Annotated in this window: 19 protein-coding genes; 10 read left to right on the plus strand and 9 right to left on the minus strand. The window is 72.0% G+C overall.

All coding sequences use genetic code 11. The annotated features are described in order from the left end of the window. Positions 1-18: 18 nt before the first annotated feature. Together ACZ6S5_RS04535 and mtfM are read right to left on the minus strand one after the other, a co-directional pair. Positions 19-609, minus strand: a complete 591-nt coding sequence (locus ACZ6S5_RS04535; protein WP_465997677.1) for a heme-binding beta-barrel domain-containing protein — start codon at positions 607-609, stop codon at positions 19-21. Continuing rightward, entirely contained in the window at positions 603-707 is a 105-nt protein-coding gene (mtfM, locus tag ACZ6S5_RS04540) for a small membrane protein MtfM (RefSeq protein WP_046570768.1), read from the minus strand. The genes ACZ6S5_RS04535 and mtfM overlap by 7 nt, the downstream gene beginning before the upstream one ends. 12 nt (positions 708-719) lie before the next feature. Here mtfM and ACZ6S5_RS04545 point away from each other — a divergent pair, with 12 nt between their 5' ends. The 3 genes from ACZ6S5_RS04545 (at position 720) to ACZ6S5_RS04555 (ending at position 3,616) form a co-directional block, all read left to right on the plus strand. After that, positions 720-1,094 (plus strand): DsrE family protein, encoded by a 375-nt coding sequence (locus ACZ6S5_RS04545; RefSeq protein WP_465997679.1) that lies wholly within the window; start codon positions 720-722, stop codon positions 1,092-1,094. A gap of 87 nt (positions 1,095-1,181) precedes the next feature. Continuing rightward, complete coding sequence (locus ACZ6S5_RS04550) at positions 1,182-1,565, plus strand: SCP2 sterol-binding domain-containing protein (RefSeq protein ID WP_465997681.1); 384 nt, start codon at positions 1,182-1,184, stop codon at positions 1,563-1,565. Further along, the gene (locus tag ACZ6S5_RS04555) at positions 1,562-3,616 is read left to right on the plus strand and encodes an amylo-alpha-1,6-glucosidase (protein WP_465997683.1); all 2,055 of its coding nucleotides are present in this window, start codon (positions 1,562-1,564) and stop codon (positions 3,614-3,616) included. Before ACZ6S5_RS04550 ends, ACZ6S5_RS04555 begins: the two co-directional genes overlap by 4 nt. Positions 3,617-3,651: 35 nt before the next feature. On the opposite strand, the gene ACZ6S5_RS04560 is transcribed toward ACZ6S5_RS04555, so the two are convergent. The 6 genes from ACZ6S5_RS04560 to ACZ6S5_RS04585 all read right to left on the minus strand — a co-directional run bounded on the left by ACZ6S5_RS04560 (position 3,652) and on the right by ACZ6S5_RS04585 (position 8,194). Further along, positions 3,652-4,425 carry a hypothetical protein gene (locus ACZ6S5_RS04560; protein WP_465997847.1) on the minus strand — a complete coding sequence of 258 codons (774 nt, stop codon included), beginning with the start codon at positions 4,423-4,425 and terminating at the stop codon, positions 3,652-3,654. A 196-nt stretch (positions 4,426-4,621) separates the two neighbouring features. Next, on the minus strand, positions 4,622-4,945 hold the full coding sequence (locus ACZ6S5_RS04565; RefSeq protein ID WP_465997685.1) for a DUF1416 domain-containing protein: 324 nt from the start codon (positions 4,943-4,945) through the stop codon (positions 4,622-4,624). A 5-nt stretch (positions 4,946-4,950) separates the two neighbouring features. Next, positions 4,951-5,799: a sulfurtransferase gene (locus ACZ6S5_RS04570; protein WP_465997687.1), complete on the minus strand. Its 849-nt coding sequence runs from the start codon at positions 5,797-5,799 to the stop codon at positions 4,951-4,953. A gap of 204 nt (positions 5,800-6,003) precedes the next feature. After that, positions 6,004-6,081, minus strand: coding sequence for an Ms5788A family Cys-rich leader peptide (locus ACZ6S5_RS04575; RefSeq protein ID WP_311202345.1), 78 nt, complete (start codon positions 6,079-6,081; stop codon positions 6,004-6,006). A gap of 122 nt (positions 6,082-6,203) precedes the next feature. Next, positions 6,204-6,986 carry an LmeA family phospholipid-binding protein gene (locus ACZ6S5_RS04580; protein WP_465997689.1) on the minus strand — a complete coding sequence of 261 codons (783 nt, stop codon included), beginning with the start codon at positions 6,984-6,986 and terminating at the stop codon, positions 6,204-6,206. Positions 6,987-7,144: 158 nt separating this feature from the next. Further along, positions 7,145-8,194: a hypothetical protein gene (locus ACZ6S5_RS04585; protein WP_465997691.1), complete on the minus strand. Its 1,050-nt coding sequence runs from the start codon at positions 8,192-8,194 to the stop codon at positions 7,145-7,147. Between the two features lie 244 nt (positions 8,195-8,438). Between ACZ6S5_RS04585 and ACZ6S5_RS04590 the strand changes: the two genes are divergently transcribed. From ACZ6S5_RS04590 to pstB, 7 genes are all read left to right on the plus strand, one after another. After that, positions 8,439-9,158 (plus strand): winged helix-turn-helix transcriptional regulator, encoded by a 720-nt coding sequence (locus ACZ6S5_RS04590; RefSeq protein WP_465997849.1) that lies wholly within the window; start codon positions 8,439-8,441, stop codon positions 9,156-9,158. A 179-nt stretch (positions 9,159-9,337) separates the two neighbouring features. Continuing rightward, on the plus strand, positions 9,338-10,189 hold the full coding sequence (locus tag ACZ6S5_RS04595; protein ID WP_465997693.1) for a polysaccharide deacetylase family protein: 852 nt from the start codon (positions 9,338-9,340) through the stop codon (positions 10,187-10,189). Between the two features lie 66 nt (positions 10,190-10,255). After that, positions 10,256-11,194, plus strand: a complete 939-nt coding sequence (gene mshD / locus ACZ6S5_RS04600) for a mycothiol synthase (RefSeq protein ID WP_465997695.1) — start codon at positions 10,256-10,258, stop codon at positions 11,192-11,194. A gap of 326 nt (positions 11,195-11,520) precedes the next feature. Continuing rightward, complete coding sequence (gene pstS, locus ACZ6S5_RS04605) at positions 11,521-12,621, plus strand: phosphate ABC transporter substrate-binding protein PstS (RefSeq protein WP_465997697.1); 1,101 nt, start codon at positions 11,521-11,523, stop codon at positions 12,619-12,621. Positions 12,622-12,665: 44 nt separating this feature from the next. Next, positions 12,666-13,745 (plus strand): phosphate ABC transporter permease subunit PstC, encoded by a 1,080-nt coding sequence (gene pstC / locus ACZ6S5_RS04610; RefSeq protein WP_465997699.1) that lies wholly within the window; start codon positions 12,666-12,668, stop codon positions 13,743-13,745. Further along, on the plus strand, positions 13,742-14,830 hold the full coding sequence (gene pstA, locus ACZ6S5_RS04615; RefSeq protein ID WP_465997701.1) for a phosphate ABC transporter permease PstA: 1,089 nt from the start codon (positions 13,742-13,744) through the stop codon (positions 14,828-14,830). Before pstC ends, pstA begins: the two co-directional genes overlap by 4 nt. Positions 14,831-14,850: 20 nt before the next feature. Then, a complete protein-coding gene (gene pstB, locus ACZ6S5_RS04620) occupies positions 14,851-15,627 on the plus strand; it encodes a phosphate ABC transporter ATP-binding protein PstB (protein ID WP_465997703.1) in 777 nt (258 codons plus the stop codon). A gap of 78 nt (positions 15,628-15,705) precedes the next feature. Here the strand turns inward: pstB and ACZ6S5_RS04625 are convergent, their stop codons facing one another. Next, the gene (locus ACZ6S5_RS04625) at positions 15,706-16,893 is read right to left on the minus strand and encodes an epoxide hydrolase family protein (RefSeq protein ID WP_465997705.1); all 1,188 of its coding nucleotides are present in this window, start codon (positions 16,891-16,893) and stop codon (positions 15,706-15,708) included. Positions 16,894-16,940: the final 47 nt, after the last annotated feature.

Genomic DNA, 16,940 nt, shown 5'->3' on the forward strand with positions numbered 1-16,940 from the left:
GACGGGAGGGGGTGGGGGTCAGCCGGCTACGCGGGTGAGGCGGGCGGAGAGGTGAGGGCTCAGGGCGTGGCCCATGGCGGCCATCTCCTGGGCGTAGAGCAGGGCACCCTCGACGATGCCGAACAGGCGGGCACCGGCGGTGACCTCCTTGGCGGTGGCCGTCCGGACCACGGCGTCGGTGGCGAACTCGATCTGGGTGCCCTTGCGCTTACCGATGTGCAGCTCCATCACGCCGGTCGGCGTGCTCATCAGCGCTTCCAGCTCGTCGGTGACCCGGTCGCCGTCCATCACCGGGCGCCACCAGCCCACCTCACGCCCGGCCGGCCGGACCGGACGGCTCTCCTCGTCCAGGATCCAGGCCCGGGACTCGTAGAACAGGAACGGTCGGCCGTCGTGGCTGATCCGGATCTCCTGCGCGTAGTCGAAGTCCTCGATGGTGGGGAAGCCACCCCGCCCGCGCCCGCGCCACACCCCGATGTACGGCAGCAGCCCGTCCAGGCTCCGGTGCAGCTTCGGGCCGACGCGCAGGTCGTGACTCTCCTCGTAGGGGTACGGGTCGACCGGCGGCGCGTTCAGCCACGGGGGCTGCAGCGGGTTATCACTCACCACTTACCTCTCGAAATGCGAACAGCGAGATAGACCAGGCCACCGGCGAGCGCGCCGAGGCCGGCGACCAGCAGGCTCACGAACCCGATCTCGGTAACCATCCCGGCCATCCTATGCTGGGCGGCATGGCCCGCACTCTCGTCGTCAAGGCCACCGCCGGCGCCGACGCCCCGGAGCGTTGCGCGCAGGCCTTCACCGTCGCCGCCACCGCGGCCGCCGCCGGGGTCGACGTGTCGCTCTGGCTGACCGGGGAGTCGACCTGGTTCGCGCTGCCCGGGCGGGCACAGGACTTCGAGCTGCCGCACTCCGCGCCGCTGGCCGAGCTGCTGCACGTGATCCTGGCCACCGGCAGGGTGACCGCCTGCACCCAGTGCGCGGCCCGCCGGGACATCGGCCAGGATGATGTCATCCCCGGCGTACGCATCGCCGGCGCGGCGGTCTTCGTCGAGGAGGCGATGGCCGAGGGGGCACAGGCGCTGGTCTACTGAGGCCACTCCGCCCCCGCCCGACATGTTCGCTCCGGGCGGACCGCCGATATTGACCCGACATTTCCGACTGCTGCCTACGATTCGGATGTGGGCGAGGCGATCGAGCGGTTCTTCGCGTCACTGCCGGCGCGTGCGCCGGCGGTGCTGCGCGGCCCGACCAGCGGCCTACTCCAGGTCGACCTGACCGACGGCAACCGCACCGAACACTGGTACGTGGAGCTGGGGCCCGGCACGGCCCGGGCGAGCCGGGAGCGGGAGCACCCGGCCGACGCCACCTTCACGGTCAGCGCCGAACTGTTCGAGGAACTGACCACCGGCCGCGAGGCCGGCATGGCGGCCGTGCTGCGCAACGAGGCCACGTTCAGCGGCAACGTGGTGCTGTTCCTGATCTTCCGCCGGTTCTTCCCCGACCCGCCCGGCACCCGGGATCCCCGGGAGACCGCCCGCGAGCAGGTCGGACGGTCGGGATGAAGGAGCAGGTCAGCATCCTGGACGGCAACACCTTCCTGGTCAGCGACCGGCGCGGCAACATCGAGCCGTCCTTCGACTTCCCCACCGGGCTCTTCTCCTTCGACACCCGGTTCATCTCCACCTGGATCCTCACCCTCAACGGGGAGAAGCTGCACGCTCTCTCCATCGACGACTCGCAGTCCTACCGGACGCGCTTCTTCATGGTTCCGGGCGAGCCGACGCACTACCTGGACGCCAAGGCCTCGGTGATCCGCAGCCGGTCGATCGGCGGCAGCTTCGACGAGGAGTTGACCCTGCTCAACCACGCGGAGCAGGAGGTCGAGTTCACCTTGCGGCTCGATGTCGGCTCCGACTTCGCCGACCTGTTCGAGATCAAGCACAAGCGGCAGAAGAGGGGGCGGACCACGCCGACGGTCGGGGAGAACGAACTCCGGCTCACCTACCGCCGGGAGGGGTTCCATCGGGCGGCGGTGATCACCACGACCACGCCCGCCGACATCGACGAGAGCGGCATGACCTTCCGGATCCGGGTGGGGCCGCACGGCGAGTGGACCACCCGGTTGCACATCGCCACGATCATCTACGGCGCCCGGGGCGAGGACATCCGGACCAACCTCCCGCTGGGCGGGCACCGCTCGGTCGCGGCAATCCACGCCGAGCAGAACGAGCTGATCGCTCGGGCCCCGAAGCTCGGCTGCGACTGCCAGCCGCTGGCCGGGGCGTACCGGCGGAGCCTCAACGACCTGGCCGCACTCCGGTACGAGTCGATCGCGCTCGGGGTACGGCTGCTCGCCGCCGGGCTGCCCTGGTTCATGACCCTGTTCGGGCGGGACAGCATCTTCACCTCGCTCCAGGTGCTGCCGTTCCTGCCCGAGATGGTGCCGCCGACGATCCTCATGCTGGCCGCACTGCAGGGCAGCCGGTTGGACGACTTCCGGGACGAGGAGCCGGGCAAGATCCTGCACGAGCTGCGCTACGGCGAGACCGCCGGCTTCGGGGAGCAGCCGCACTCCCCGTACTTCGGCTCGGCCGACACGACCGCGCTCTTCGTGATCCTGCTCGACGAGTACGAGCGGTGGACCGGCGACTCGAAGCTGGTCCGGATGCTGGAGCACGAGACCCGGGCGGCGCTGGCCTGGATCGACAGCTACGGGGACCTGCTGGGCACCGGCTACGTCTGGTACATGACCCGCAACCCGGAGACCGGGCTGCAGAACCAGTGCTGGAAGGACTCCTGGGACTCGATCTCCTACTCCGACGGCCGGCTGCCCCAGTTCCCGCGGGCCACATGCGAGCTCCAGGGGTACGCGTACGACGCCAAGCTGCGCGGCGCCCGGCTGGCCCGGACCTTCTGGAACGACCCCGCGTACGCCGACCGGCTGGAACGCGAGGCGGCGGCGCTGAAGGAGCGGTTCAACCGGGACTTCTGGATCCCGGACCGGGAGTACTACGCGCTGGCCCTGGACCCGGACGGGCGGCCCGTCGACGCCCTCTCCTCGAACATCGGCCACCTGCTGTGGAGCGGCATCGTCGACGAGTCACGGGCATCGACCGTCGCCCGGCACCTGCTCGGGCCGCGGCTCTTCTCCGGCTGGGGGGTGCGGACCCTCGGCGACGACCAGGGGCGGTACAACCCCGTCGGCTACCACGTCGGCACGGTCTGGCCGTTCGACAACTCGATCATCGCCTGGGGCCTGTGGAAGTACGGCTTCCGGAAGGAGGCCGGGCGGATCTGCGAGGCGATGCTCAGCGCGTCCCGCTACTTCCAGGGGCGGCTGCCCGAGGCGTTCGCCGGCTACGAACGCGACCTCACCGACTACCCGGTGCAGTACCCGACCGCGTGCAGCCCGCAGGCCTGGTCCGCCGGCACCCCGCTGCTGCTGCTCCGGGTGATGCTCGGCCTGGAGCCGCAGGGCGAACACCTGATCATCGATCCCGCCGTGCCGGACGGGATGGGCCGGGTGGAGCTGCTCGACATTCCCGGCCGCTGGGGCCGGGTGGACGCCCTGGGCCGCAGCCGCGGCCCGCACGACCACGAGCACGGGGGCTGACCCGCCGAGCCGGCGGAGGGCGTGGCCGAACCCGGTCAGCGGCTGCAGCCGGTGGAGGCGGCCAGGCGGAGCTGGTCGCCGGTGGCGTCGGCCAGCACGACGACCGAGCCGCTGCGGTAGGCGTACAACTCGGGGCGGTCGACCACTGCGGCGCCGAGCGGCCGGAGCGCGGCCAGCGAGGCGGGCCGGGTGCCGGCCGTGACGCTGACCGTCCGGGCGAGCCCGCCGGCCGGGCAGGGGGCCATGACCTGCGCGGCGTCCGGGGGCGGCGGCTGACCCAGCGCGCGGAGCGCCGCGGTCAGCTCCGGCCCGGTGGAGTACTTGGGCAGCAGCTCGACGAGTTCGGCGTCGGCCGGGCGGCAGCCGGTATCGGCGGAGAGGCGGACCAGGCCGTCGGCCACGATCCGCCCGTCGATCGCGATGAACTCCCCCGCGTCGGCCCGCAGGCGGGGGCGACCGGCCTCGGTGGCGACCCCGGCCCGCCAGTCGGCGGGCAACCGCTGCGCCACCCGGTCCAGCAGCGCACGCTCGCTCCCGGCGGGCACCGCCACGTCCAGCCCTCGGGTCAGCGCTGTGCCGTCGGACAGCGGGGTGACCCGGCAGCCCTGTTCCACCCGCGCCGGGGTCAGCGCCCAGGCGTCGTCACCGAGCGCGGTCACCAGCCGGCCCATCGCCCGGTTCACCACCGGCGCCGCCTCGCCGAGGGTGCGCTGCTCCTTCACCGTCGGCGGGTCGTGGCGTACCGACCACCAGGTCAGCCCGGCGAGCAGCACCGCCCACGCCACCGTCGCCGGCACCAGCCAGCGCAGCCAACGCCGGCCGGGCGCCGGCTGGTCGGGACGGAGCGGCGGGGCGTACCCCGCCTGGACGGGACCACTCACCCGGCCATCGTGTCACGCCCCCTACGCACCGCCACCCTCGGCCGGCAGGGCGGGACAGGCGGTGGGGACGGCCGTGGCCCGCCGCCCCGGGTGGGGCGACGGGCCACGGGCATCAGAGCGTGGGTCAGGCGGCGACCGTGACGGTCACCTCGTTGATCCCGCGGGCGGCAGTGACGGCGGTGTCGCCGTTGCCGTGCCGGGAGAGCGCCCGCAGGGTCCAGTCGCCCGGCGCGGCGAAGAACCGGAACTGACCGGCCGGAGAGGTCACCACCTCGGCGGTGAACTCGCCGGTGGAGTCGAGCAACCGGACGTACGCACCGGGGACGGCCTCCCCGGACTCGGCCGTGACCAGGCCGGTGATCACGGTCTCCTTCTCCAGGTCCAGGCTGGCCGGCAGCGGGGCGGCCTGGTCGGGAGCGGCGCAACCGGCGGCGGTAGGAGCAGTCATGGTGATCAGGCCTCCCCGCGCTCGTCGCCGAGCGCCACCGGCACGCCGACCAGCGAGCCGTACTCGGTCCAGGATCCGTCGTAGTTCTTCACGTTCCGGTGGCCGAGCAGCTCCTGGAGGACGAACCAGGTGTGCGAGGAGCGCTCGCCGATCCGGCAGTACGCGATGGTCTCCTTGCCGTCGTCCAGCCCGGCGTCGGCGTAGATCTTGCGCAGCTCGTCGTCGGACTTGAAGGTGCCGTCCTCGTTGGCCGCCTTCGACCACGGGACGCTGATCGCGGTCGGCACGTGGCCGGCCCGCTGGGCCTGCTCCTGCGGCAGGTGGGCAGGGGCGAGCAGCCGGCCGGCGTACTCGTCGGGGCTACGCACGTCGACCAGGTTCCGGGTGCCGATCGCGGCGACCACCTCGTCGCGGAAGGCGCGGATCGAGGTGTCCGGCTCCTGCGCGACGTACTGCGTCGCCGGGCGGGTCACCGCGTCCTTGACCAGCGGACGGGCGTCCAGCTCCCACTTCTTGCGGCCGCCGTCGAGCAGCTTCACGTCGCGGTGCCCGTAGAGCTTGAAGTACCAGTACGCGTACGCGGCGAACCAGTTGTTGTTGCCGCCGTAGAGGATCACGGTGTCGTCGTTGGCGATGCCCCGCCCGGAGAGCAGCGCCTCGAACTGGGCCTTGTTGACGAAGTCCCGGCGGACCGGGTCCTGCAGGTCGGTCCGCCAGTCCAGCTTGATGGCACCGGCGATGTGGCCGGTGTCGTAGGCCGAGGTGTCCTCGTCGACCTCGACGAAGACGACGCCCGGGGCGTCGATGTTCTTCTCGGCCCATTCGGCCGAGACGAGTGCGGTGTCGCGACTCATCAGATCACTCCCTGGTGAGGATGGATGGTGAGCCTGCGCGCGGAGATCGAAGTCGATGATTGTCGCACCACGCGCGGGACCCAGAGCTAGAAACGGATCACGGGTACGTGCGACGGCGCCGCTGCCGGGCGATCAGGGGAAACCGGAGGGTACGCGGACCCTGCGTGCCGGTGGCCGCCTAGGCGGCCGAGGACAGCCCCGCCGTCAGATGACGGGGCGACACAGGCAGGTGGCCACGCGGCACAGGTCGACCGCGCGCCGTTTGGTGAGGAGCGTCCCCATGAGGTGGGAGACTACCAGCCGCTCCGGCCGAAGCCACCGGGCCGACCAGCATCCGGGACGCCCGGCCGGGCCGGAGAACGCCGACGGCCCGGCCGATGGCCGGGCCGTGAGCAGGGCTTACCTCAGCCGACCGAATTGATCGGCACGTTCTTCGCGTCGGCGGTGACGACCAGCCCCTCCGGCTTCGGTTCCACCTTGCGGACGTTGAGCTGGAACGGCAGCTCCGGCAGGGGCACGTCGATCGAGATCCCCTTGGCGTAGTTGGTCAGCACCTGTCGGGCCAGCGGCAGGTTGGGCAGGCCCTCCGCGGTCAGGTCGTTGAAGCGCAGCGCGACCTTGCCGTTGGCGACCGTCACGTCGGCGGTGCCGTTCACGGTGAGCTTGACGCCCAGGACGTCCACCGGCGCGGTGACCGTCAGCTTGCCGTTCTGCTCGCCCAGCTTCAGCCCCGGCCGGTCGAGCAGCTTGGCCAGGCTGTCGTAGGTGACCGTGCCGCGACCGTCGACGGTCTCAGCGGTCACCTCCCCCTGCCGGGTGCGGAGGGTGTCCAGCGACGCCTTCACGTTGCGGGCGTCCACGTCGAGCCGCGGCACGTCGACCGCGTCGCCCTGCACCTTGCCCTTCACGTCCGTCAGCACGATCGAGATGTGCTGGTACTTCCCGGCCAGCACCTGGGTGAGGAACGGGAAGCCGGCCACATCGACCTTGGGCGGAGCCGAGCTCGCGTCCTGCTTGGCGACCTCCTGCTTGACCTGGTCGGCGATGGCCCGCTCGGCCGCCCCGGCCGCGAGCCGGTCGGCGACCACCAGCAGCCCCGCCAGGACCAGCAGCAGGACCACGAAACCGGTCAGCACCCTGCGGCCACGTCGCCGGGGCCGCTCCTCGTACGCCGGGGCCTCTGCCACGCCGCCTCCTGTCCTCCTGTCGGGCGCCGCGGCGCGGCGCACGGTCCTCACGGTCGGGCCGCCGTCGGGCGCCCGGGCCCGGTGGCCCGTCGCCGTCCGGCGGCGCAACGGTACTTACCCGAGGCGCCGATTCCCCAACCGCGCGCCGGGGCCGTGTCCTAGAGGAAGAGCACGCACATGACGTACGCGGCCGGCGCGGCGAGCGCGAACCCGCCCAGCGGGCCCTGCATGTGCCGGGCGATCCACATGGTCGGCGGCTCGCCGGCCATCAGCCGGCCCGCCTCGGCGTACCCCACGGCGAGGTCGGCCAGCACGGCGGTGGCGGCGGTGACCAGGCCGACCAGGGCGGCGCTGGTCGGGGTGAAGCCGACCAGGTAGCTGCCGAGGACCGCGCTGGTCAGCGTGCCGAGCATGGCGCCGACGACCACCCCGGCGGCGCCCCGCGGCACCTGCGGGGCGAGCCGGGGCCACGGCGCCACCGCGTCGGTGAGCCGGGCCACCAGCAGGGCGACGCCGGTGGCGGTGAGGCAGACGGTGATCGCCTGGGTGCCCTTCGGGATCCGGCTCAGCACGATCAGCGTGGCGAACGCGACCACGCCCACCACGATCAGCAGGGTGCTGCCGAGCGAGTCGGTCACCCGGACCCGGTCCACCCGGCGGACGAGCTGGCCGAGCACGCCGAGCACGAAGCCGGCCGCCGCCGCGTACCCGAGGGGGGCCAGCCCGGCGATCTCGGACCGCACCGCGGCGGCGTCCGCGATCCCGGCGACACTGCCGCTGACCAGCGCGACCACCAGCAGCGCGGGCGGGCGCATGGCCATCGTCCAGGCGAGCACGAAGAGCAGCTGGACGCCGAAGATGATGAACGCGAACGGCAGCCGGTGGCCCGGGCCGGCGGTCTGCGCGCCGAGCACCAGGCCGACGCCGAGCAGCGCGGCAAAACCGGCGACGGTGAGGGCCAGCGATCGGCGTACCGGGACCGGCGGCACCTCCTCCTCGGGCGCCTCGTCGGTCTCGTCGTCCGGACGTCGCCCCGGGCCGCCCTTGCGGAGCCGGCGCGGACCCTTCCGCTCGGGCCGCTCCCCGCCGTCGTCGGCCGGGCCGGTACGCGGGCCCGGCGGGTAGCCGTGGGAGGGGCCGGCCGGCCCCGGGCGGGCGTCGTCGGCCCACGGGTCGCGGCCGGTCTCGGGCGAGGTCGAGGGATACACGCCCCGATCGTGCCAGACCAGGCCGCCCGGACGGAGGTCACGGTTTCGGCAACGTTAAAACCTGTGCCGCGATCGGGGGCAGATCCGACAAACAGGAAACGGCACGAAGGTGAAGGCCGGGCGATCGGTTACGCTCAAGCCGTTACCCGCCCGTCAGCGACGCCGGGACCCACGCAAGTGCTCAGCGCCACCCCTGCCAGGAGTGCCGCTGGTCGCGCGCGGCCGACTGGCCGCCGGGACGGAGGTGATCGTGGAGATCCTGCTGCTGGTGACCGCGCGCGCAGGTGAACCATCGGCGGTGCTGCCGGCACTCGACCTGCTGCCGCACTCGGTCCGCACCGCGCCACGCGACGTGCGCACGCTGGTCTCCGGCCCGAGCCCGGACGCCGTCCTGGTGGACGCCCGCTCGGAGCTGAGCGAGGCCCGCGCGACCTGCCGGATGCTGCACGCCACCGGGCTCGGCGTACCGCTGGTCGCGGTGGTCACCGAGGCCGGCCTGATCGCGCTGAACGCGGACTGGGGCGTGGACGACGTCATCCTGGCGGGAGCGGGGCCGGCCGAGGTGGAGGCCCGGCTGCGGCTCGCGGTCGGCCGGTTGAGCAACGCCACCGCCGGCGCCGGCGGCTCGATCCGGGCCGGAGAGCTCACCATCGACCCGGACACCTACGCGGCCAAGCTCAAGGGTCGCCCGCTCGACCTCACCTACAAGGAGTTCGAGCTGCTGAAGTTCCTGGCCCAGCACCCGGGCCGGGTGTTCACCCGGGACCAGCTGCTCCGCGAGGTCTGGGGGTACGACTACTTCGGCGGCACCCGCACCGTGGACGTGCACGTCCGGCGGCTGCGGGCCAAGCTCGGCTCGGAGTACGAGTCGATGATCGGCACCGTGCGCCAGGTCGGCTACAAGTTCGTCGTGCCGCCGTCCCGCTCGCTGCCGGAGTCGGAGCCCGCCCCGCTGCCGGTCTGACCGGAATCCACGCCTCACCCCCACTCTCGGGGGACCACTCCCCAATTGCCCTTTTTGCCTCAGTAGTCGGACCTATTCTGACTGCCGGATTGGTTCGGGGCAGAGGGGGCGACGATGCGTGCGGTGACCACGGGGGCGACGACGGTCGCGTGCCCCGATCCGGACGGGCAGGACCGCTGATGTCGCGGCCGACCCTGCGCGCGGCCGGACTGGTGACGCTGGTGGTCGCCGCGCTGCTCGGCTCGGCGTACGCACTGGGGCGGAGCCTGGTTCCCGAGCAGCAGCCGCACCGCAGCACCGGGGTCACGGCCAGCGTGAACAGCCCGCACTACGCCGACCAGCCGCCCAGCCAGGACTTCCCCGCACCGGCTCCGGACACCCCCGACCCCTCGGAGAGCGCCTCGGCGCAGCCGGCCGGCGACGGCGCGGGCCCGTACGGCAGCCGCATCTCCACCGGCTCGTCGCGGATCGCGCTCACCTTCGACGACGGCCCGGACCCGCAGTACACCCCGCAGGTGCTCGCCCTGCTCAAGGAGTACGGCGTCAAGGCCACCTTCTGCGTGGTCGGGGAGAACGCCCAGAACCACCCGGACCTGATCCAGGCGATCGTGGCCGACGGCCACACCCTCTGCAACCACTCCTGGAACCATGACGTCAACCTGGGCAAGCGCTCGCCGGACGCGATCCGGGCCGACCTGTTGCGCACCAGCGACGCGATCCACGCCGCCGCGCCGGCCGCGCGGATCGAGTACTTCCGGCAGCCCGGCGGGAACTGGACGTACCCGGTGGTGTCGACCTGCGAGGAGTTGGGCATGACGCCGCTGCACTGGGCGGTCGACCCGTCGGACTGGACGGCCCCGGGCGCCCCGAAGATCATCAACGCCGTCATGACCCAGGTCGGACCCGGCTCGATCGTGCTGATGCACGACGCCGGCGGCAACCGCTCGGGAACGGTGCAGGCGCTGCAGTACCTACTGCCCGAGCTGCTGGACCGCTACCAGCTGGAGGCGCTGCCGGTCGGCACCACGTGACCACCGCCACCGCACCGTCCCCGCGTCCGGCATGATCGGCGGCTCGCCGGCCGCTACGGTGACGGGATGAGCAGCAGCGAGCCGACGAGTCGTCACACCGCCGACCGCGTCGCCCGCGCCGACCGGCTGGCGCCGGTCGAGGTGGCCGAGGTGCTCGCGCTGGCCCGTACCGCCGGGGACGCGGACGGCGCCGACCCGCTCGACGAGCACGTGCTGCTGCGGCTGCGGGACCCGGAGGCGCCAGCCGTGCACCTCACGGCCCGCGCCACCGACAACACCCTCACCGGGTACGCCCACCTGGACACCACCGACGCGGCGAACGGCATCGGGGTGGAGCTGGTGGTGCACCCCGCGTACCGGCGGCGGGGCACCGGACGGACGCTGGCGCGTGGCGTGCTGGCCGCGGCCTCCGGCCCGCTGCGCGCCTGGGCGCACGGCGACCATCCGTCGGCCGCCGCGCTCGCGGTCGACCTGGGCCTCACCCGGGCCCGGGTGCTCTGGCAGCTGCGCCGGCCGCTGACCGCCGCCCTTCCCGAGCCGACCCCGCCCGAGGGCGTGGAGCTGCGCGCCTTCCGCCCCGGCGAGGACGACGAGGCGTGGCTCGCGGTCAACAACGCGGCCTTCGCCGCACATTCGGAGCAGGGCCGGTGGACCCTCGCCGACCTGCGGGTACGCCTCGCCGAGCCGTGGTTCGACCCGGCCGGCTTCCTGCTCGCGGTGGACTCGGCGACCGGCCGGCTGCTCGGCTTCCACTGGACCAAGGTGCACGAGCGACCCGGCTCGGCCCGGATCGGCGAGGTCTACGTGCTCGGGGTGGACCCGGCCGCACACCGGGGCGGGCTCGGCCGGGTGCTCACCACCGCCGGACTGGCGTACCTGCGCGACGGGCGCGGGCTGGACCGGGTGATGCTCTACGTCGACGAGTCCAACGCGCCGGCGGTGGCGCTCTACGAGCGGCTCGGCTTCGCCCGCTGGTCCGCCCACGTCAACTACCAGCTCGGCTGACCCGCCACGACCCGACGGCATCCGTGCCCACGGGTGCCCACGGCATCCCGTGCAGCGGTCACGGCGGTGTCACGCGGTGGACTCGGCCGGATAACGGCTGTCCGGGAAAATCGTATTAATAGCGATAGCAGGCCGCGAGTTCACGTAACGGACAACCCTTCCTCAGTCCATGGCCACCCCGCCGGCCGCACCTGTTCATCTCCCGTTCACTTCCGACCGGCGAACCGTCTACCTGGCACTTCTAACTTTCGTGTCAGCCGGTCAGCGCCGGCACCCGGGCCCCGACCCGGACGACCTGACCAAAGACGTGAAGGGAAACCCCTCAGGTGAAGCTCCAGCGGCACGGCGCCATCGCCTGCCTCGCTCTTACTGCGGTGCTCGGTCTCAGCGCGTGCGGCTCGGACAACGAGCCGACCGGCACCTCCGCCTCCGGCTCCGCCGCCGCCGTCGACTGCGGCAAGGGCACGCTGAACGCGCAGGGCTCCTCCGCGCAGAAGAACGCGATGGCCGAGTGGATCAAGGCCTACCAGCAGCAGTGCGCCGGCACCACGATCAACTACGAGCCCACCGGCTCGGGCGCCGGTATCCAGGCGTTCATCGCCGGCACCGCCGACTTCGCCGGCTCGGACTCGGCCCTCAAGCCGGAGGAGCAGCCGCAGGCGGACGCCAAGTGCGCCGGCGGCCAGGCTCTCAACCTGCCGATGGTGATCGGCCCGGTGGCGGTCGTCTACAACGTCAGCGGCGCGGACAACCTCCAGTTCAGCCCGGCCACCCTGGCGAAGATCTTCGCCGGCACGGTGACCAAGTGGGACGACGCGGCGATCAAGGCCGACAACCCCGACGCCAAGCTGCCGTCGACCGCCATCCAGGCGGTGCACCGCTCCGACGAGTCGGGCACCACCGACAACTTCACCAAGTACCTGTCCAAGACCGCCGAGACCGACTGGACCTTCGGCAACGCCAAGGCCTGGAAGGCCCCGGGCGGGGTCGGCGCGGCCAAGTCCGACGGCGTGGCCAGCAAGGTCAAGAGCACCGACGGCACCATCAGTTACGTCGAGTGGTCGTACGCCGAGAACGCCGGCCTGAAGAAGGCCAAGGTCAAGAACGGCAACGGCGAGTTCACCGAGCTGACCGCCGAGTCGGCCGGCAAGACCATCGCCGGGGCCAAGATCGAGGGCCAGGGCAACGACCTCAAGATGTCGATCGACTACAACACCAAGGAGGCCGGGGCGTACCCGATCGTCCTGGCGACCTACGAGATCGTCTGCAGCAAGGGCCTCGCCGCCGACAAGCTGCCGCTGGTCAAGGGCCTGCTCGGCCACGCCGCCAGCGCCGAGGGCCAGCAGGACCTGGTCGAGCTGGGCTACGCCCCGCTGCCCGAGACCGTCCGCACCAAGGTCGAGACCGCGGTCAAGAGCCTCTCCTGACGCCCTGACCGACACCACCTCCTCTATGCGAAGCGAGCGAGCAGATGGGTGACACCCCTCAGCGCTCGGCGCACGCCGGCACCGGCGGGACCACCGTGGCCACGAGCCACGAGTGGCCCGCCGGTGCCTCGGCGCGTGTGGCCGAGCCCTCCGGTAACCCTGGTACGCCCGGTCTCGGCGGCGGCGGCGCGCTGCCCCGGGCGAAGGCCTTCGGGGCGGAACGCGCGTTCCGTGGCCTGACCCTGGCCGCCGGCACCTTCGTGCTGGTGGTCATCGCGGCGATCGCGATCTTCCTGATCGCCAAGGCCGTCCCGGCACTGCAGGCGAACACCGAGTCCTTCTGGACCTTCGAGGGCTGGTTCCCGAACGACAACCCGCCGAAGTTCGGCATCGGCGCGCTCGCCTTCGGCACCGTGCTCACGGCGCTGCTGGCCCTGCTGATGGCAGTGCCGGTCGCGCTGGGCATCGCCCTCTACCTGTCCCACTACGCCCCGCGCCGGCTGGGCAACGCCCTCGGGTTCCTGATCGACCTGCTGGCCGCCGTGCCCAGCGTGGTCTTCGGGCTCTGGGGCCGGGACTACTTCGCCCAACCGGTCGCCGACCTGTCGGCCTGGCTGAACAAGTACTTCGGCTGGATCCCGATCTTCGGCGACGGCCCGTACGGGAACTCGATCCTGCTCGGGTCCGTGGTCCTGGCGATCATGGTGCTGCCGATCGTCACCTCGCTCTCCCGCGAGGTGTTCCGGCAGACCCCGAACGCCAACGAGGAGGCCGCCCTCGCGCTGGGCGCCACCCGCTGGGAGATGGTCCGCACCGCGGTGCTGCCGTACGGCCGCCCCGGCGTCATCGCCGCGGTGATGCTCGGCCTGGGCCGCGCGCTCGGCGAGACCATCGCCCTGGCGCTCACCCTCGGCTCGACCTACGCCATCTCGTTCAACATCCTGCAGAGCGGCGGTAACACCATCGCCGCGAACATCGCGAACCGGTTCGCCGAGGCGAACGACACCGGGCGGGGCGCCCTGATCGCCTCCGGCCTGGTGCTCTTCGCGATCACGCTGATCGTCAACATCACCGCCCGGGCGATCATCTACCGCCGCCGCGAGTTCACGGAGTCGGCCGCATGACCACCACCGTCACCACCCACCGCCCGCGGCCGCCGGCACAGCCGGCCAGCCTGCGGGCCAAGCGACTTCCGGGGTACGCCGCGCCGGCCATCGCCGTCGGAGCGCTCCTCGCGTCGGCCGGCATCGTGTACGGCGCCGGCATCGGCGGCCCGGTCCTGGTCGTGGTCGTCGGGGCGTTGCTCTACCTCGCCGGCCTCTTCCTCGCCGCGAACGCGGTGGAGGGCCGCCGGTCCGCCCGCAACCGGACCTGGAGCGCGCTGATCCATTCCGCCTTCGTACTGGCGGTGCTGCCGCTGGCCTCGGTGGTCTGGACCCTGGTCAGCAAGGGCTCCGCCCGGCTCGACGGCGACTTCTTCGGCACCTCGATGAACAACATCGGGGCCCGGGACGCCAACGGCGGCGCGTACCACGCCATCGTGGGCACGCTGGAGCAGGTCGGCATCGCCACCCTGATCACCGTCCCGCTCGGCGTGCTCTGCGCGATCTACGTGGTCGAGTACGGCCGGGGCCGGTTCGCCTTCACCATCCGCTTCTTCGTGGACGTGATGACCGGCATCCCGTCGATCGTCACCGGCCTGTTCGTACTGGCCTTCTGGGTGCTGATCGTCTCGCCCGTGTTCAACGACGGGCGGCCGGGCTTCTCCGGCTTCGCCGCCGCGCTGGCGCTGAGCGTGCTGATGCTGCCCACCGTGGTCCGCTCCACCGAGGAGATGCTCCGCCTCGTCCCGGCGCCGCTGCGCGAGGGGGCGTACGCCCTCGGCGTGCCGAAGTGGAAGACCATCCTGCGGGTCGTGCTGCCGACCGCGCTGCCCGGCATCGTCACCGGCGTCATGCTCGCCATCGCGCGGGCCGCCGGCGAGACCGCGCCGGTGCTGCTCGTCGCCGGCGGCGGCGCGGCGATCAACTTCAACCCGTTCGAGAACAACCAGTCGTCGCTGGCCCTCTTCGTCTACCAGCAGGCCGGCGAGGCCTCGAAGTATTCGCCGGCGCGGGCGTGGACCGCGGCGCTGACCCTGGTCGCCCTCGTCCTCGTCCTGACCGTCGCGGCGAAGTTGCTGGCCCGTCGTAACCGGCTCGGCCGATGAACCCCGGAGGTACCGCCACCATGGCGAAGCGCATCGAAGCCACCAACGTCACCGCGTACTACGGCGGTTTCAAGGCGATCGAGAACATCAACCTGACCGTCGAGCCCAAGACGGTGACCGCCCTGATCGGCCCGTCGGGCTGCGGCAAGTCCACCTTCCTGCGGTCGATCAACCGGATGCACGAGGTGCTCCCCGGCGCCCGGGTCGAGGGCAGCCTGACCATCGACGACCAGGACATCTACCACCGGGACGTGGACGTCACCGCGGTCCGCCGGATGATCGGCATGGTCTTCCAGCGGCCCAACCCGTTCCCCACCATGAGCATCTTCGAGAACGTGGTGGCCGGCCTGCGGCTGAACGGCGTCCGGAGGAAGTCCATCCTGGAGGAGGCGGCCGAGAAGGCGCTCCGCTCGGCGAACCTGTGGGACGAGGTGAAGGACCGGCTCGGCAAGCCCGGCGCCGGACTCTCCGGCGGCCAGCAGCAGCGACTCTGCATCGCCCGGACCATCGCGGTCGAGCCGCAGGTGGTGCTGATGGACGAGCCCTGCTCCGCGCTGGACCCGATCTCCACGCTGGCCATCGAGGACCTGATGTTCCAGCTCAAGGACAAGTTCACCATCATCATCGTCACCCACAACATGCAGCAGGCCGCCCGGGTGTCGGACCGGACCGCCTTCTTCTCCATCGAGAAGACCGGCGACCCGGGCCGGCTGATCGAGTACGACAACACCCAGAAGATCTTCAGCAACCCGAGCCAGAAGAAGACCGAGGACTACATCACCGGCCGCTTCGGCTGAGCCGCTGGTTCCCGGTCCGCGAGGGGCGTCGGTCGGAGTCGACCGACGCCCCTCGGCGTGTCCGCGCCCCGGCTCCGCTCAGCGCAGCCCGGCGAAGAACTGCCGGAGGTCGGCCACCAGCAGGTCGGGCGCGTCGTGCGCGGCGAAGTGGCTGCCCCGGTCGTACGCGTGCCAGGACACGATGTTCTTGTGGTCCCGCTCGGCGAGGGTACGGATCGACTGGAAGTCCCAGGCGAAGTTGGCCAGCCCCAGCGGCACGGTGGTCGGCTCCAGCGGCTCGGTGCCCCGGCCACCTGCCTTCTGCGTCGGGTGCACGGCCGCCGCGTCCTCGTAGTAGAACCGGGCGGCCGAGGCGGCGGTGTTGGTCAGCCAGTAGATCATCACGTTGGTCAGCACGTAGTCCGGGTCGAGGAACTCCCCGAGCAGCTGGGCGCTCCAGCCGAGCTGGCCCACCGGGGAGTCGGCCAGCGCGTGCGCCAGGTTCTGCGGCTCGGTGGACTGGAGCCGGTCGTACGCGCCGCGGTTGTTGACGAACCATTCGGCGAAGGCAAGCTTGCCCCGCTCCTCCTCGGTCAGCGCCGCCAGCTCGTCCGGGTCGCCGGAGGGGAACGAGAAGACCTGGGTGACGTGCACGCCGATGACGTGCTGCGGGTCGACCCGGCCGACCTCGGGCGAGACGAACGAGCCGCCGTCATTGCCGGCCGCGCCGTAGCGGTCGTAGCCGAGGCGGCGCATCAGCTCGGCCCAGGCGTGGGCCACCCGGAACCGGTTCCAGCCGCGTTCCCGGGTCGGTCCGGAGAAGCCGAACCCGGGGACCGACGGGATGACCAGGTGGAACGCGTCGGCCGGGTCGCCGCCGTGGGCCCGGGGGTCGGTGAGCGGGCCGATCACGTCCAGCCACTCGACCACGGTGGTCGGCCAGCCGTGGGTGAGGATCAGCGGGGTGGCGTCCGGCTCGGGCGAGCGGACGTGCAGGAAGTGCACGGTCTGCCCGTCGATCTCGGTGGTGAACTGCGGGTACGCGTTGAGCTTCGCCTCCCATGCCCGCCAGTCGTACGTCGTCCGCCAGCGCTCGACCAGCCGCCGCACGTAGCCGGCCGGGACGCCGTACTCCCAGCCGGGCGGGACCGGGCCGGCCGGGGCGGCGCCGGGCTCGGCGGGCAGCTCCTCGGCCCAGCGGGTCCGGGCCAGCCGGTCGGCGAGGTCGTCCAGCTCGGCCTGCGGGACGTCGATACGGAAGGGAACGATCGCGGTGTTGTCTGCCATGCCCTCGACAGTAGAGATCAATTAGGAACACTTCGTTCCTAATAGCA

The organism is Micromonospora sp. NPDC051924 (genome assembly GCF_055586005.1).

What these genes read in the sequence shown, in the direction of transcription:
- ACZ6S5_RS04545 (WP_465997679.1), top strand. Translation starts at nt 720, where the DNA reads ATGCTGGGCGGCATGGCCCGCACTCTCGTCGTCAAGGCCACCGCCGGC.
- pstB (WP_465997703.1), top strand. Translation starts at nt 14,851, where the DNA reads ATGGCGAAGCGCATCGAAGCCACCAACGTCACCGCGTACTACGGCGGT.
- mshD (WP_465997695.1), top strand. Translation starts at nt 10,256, where the DNA reads ATGAGCAGCAGCGAGCCGACGAGTCGTCACACCGCCGACCGCGTCGCC.
- ACZ6S5_RS04625 (WP_465997705.1), bottom strand. Translation starts at nt 16,893, where the DNA reads ATGGCAGACAACACCGCGATCGTTCCCTTCCGTATCGACGTCCCGCAG.
- ACZ6S5_RS04565 (WP_465997685.1), bottom strand. Translation starts at nt 4,945, where the DNA reads ATGACTGCTCCTACCGCCGCCGGTTGCGCCGCTCCCGACCAGGCCGCC.
- ACZ6S5_RS04575 (WP_311202345.1), bottom strand. Translation starts at nt 6,081, where the DNA reads ATGGGGACGCTCCTCACCAAACGGCGCGCGGTCGACCTGTGCCGCGTG.
- pstC (WP_465997699.1), top strand. Translation starts at nt 12,666, where the DNA reads ATGGGTGACACCCCTCAGCGCTCGGCGCACGCCGGCACCGGCGGGACC.
- pstA (WP_465997701.1), top strand. Translation starts at nt 13,742, where the DNA reads ATGACCACCACCGTCACCACCCACCGCCCGCGGCCGCCGGCACAGCCG.
- mtfM (WP_046570768.1), bottom strand. Translation starts at nt 707, where the DNA reads ATGGTTACCGAGATCGGGTTCGTGAGCCTGCTGGTCGCCGGCCTCGGC.
- ACZ6S5_RS04595 (WP_465997693.1), top strand. Translation starts at nt 9,338, where the DNA reads ATGTCGCGGCCGACCCTGCGCGCGGCCGGACTGGTGACGCTGGTGGTC.
- ACZ6S5_RS04570 (WP_465997687.1), bottom strand. Translation starts at nt 5,799, where the DNA reads ATGAGTCGCGACACCGCACTCGTCTCGGCCGAATGGGCCGAGAAGAAC.
- ACZ6S5_RS04555 (WP_465997683.1), top strand. Translation starts at nt 1,562, where the DNA reads ATGAAGGAGCAGGTCAGCATCCTGGACGGCAACACCTTCCTGGTCAGC.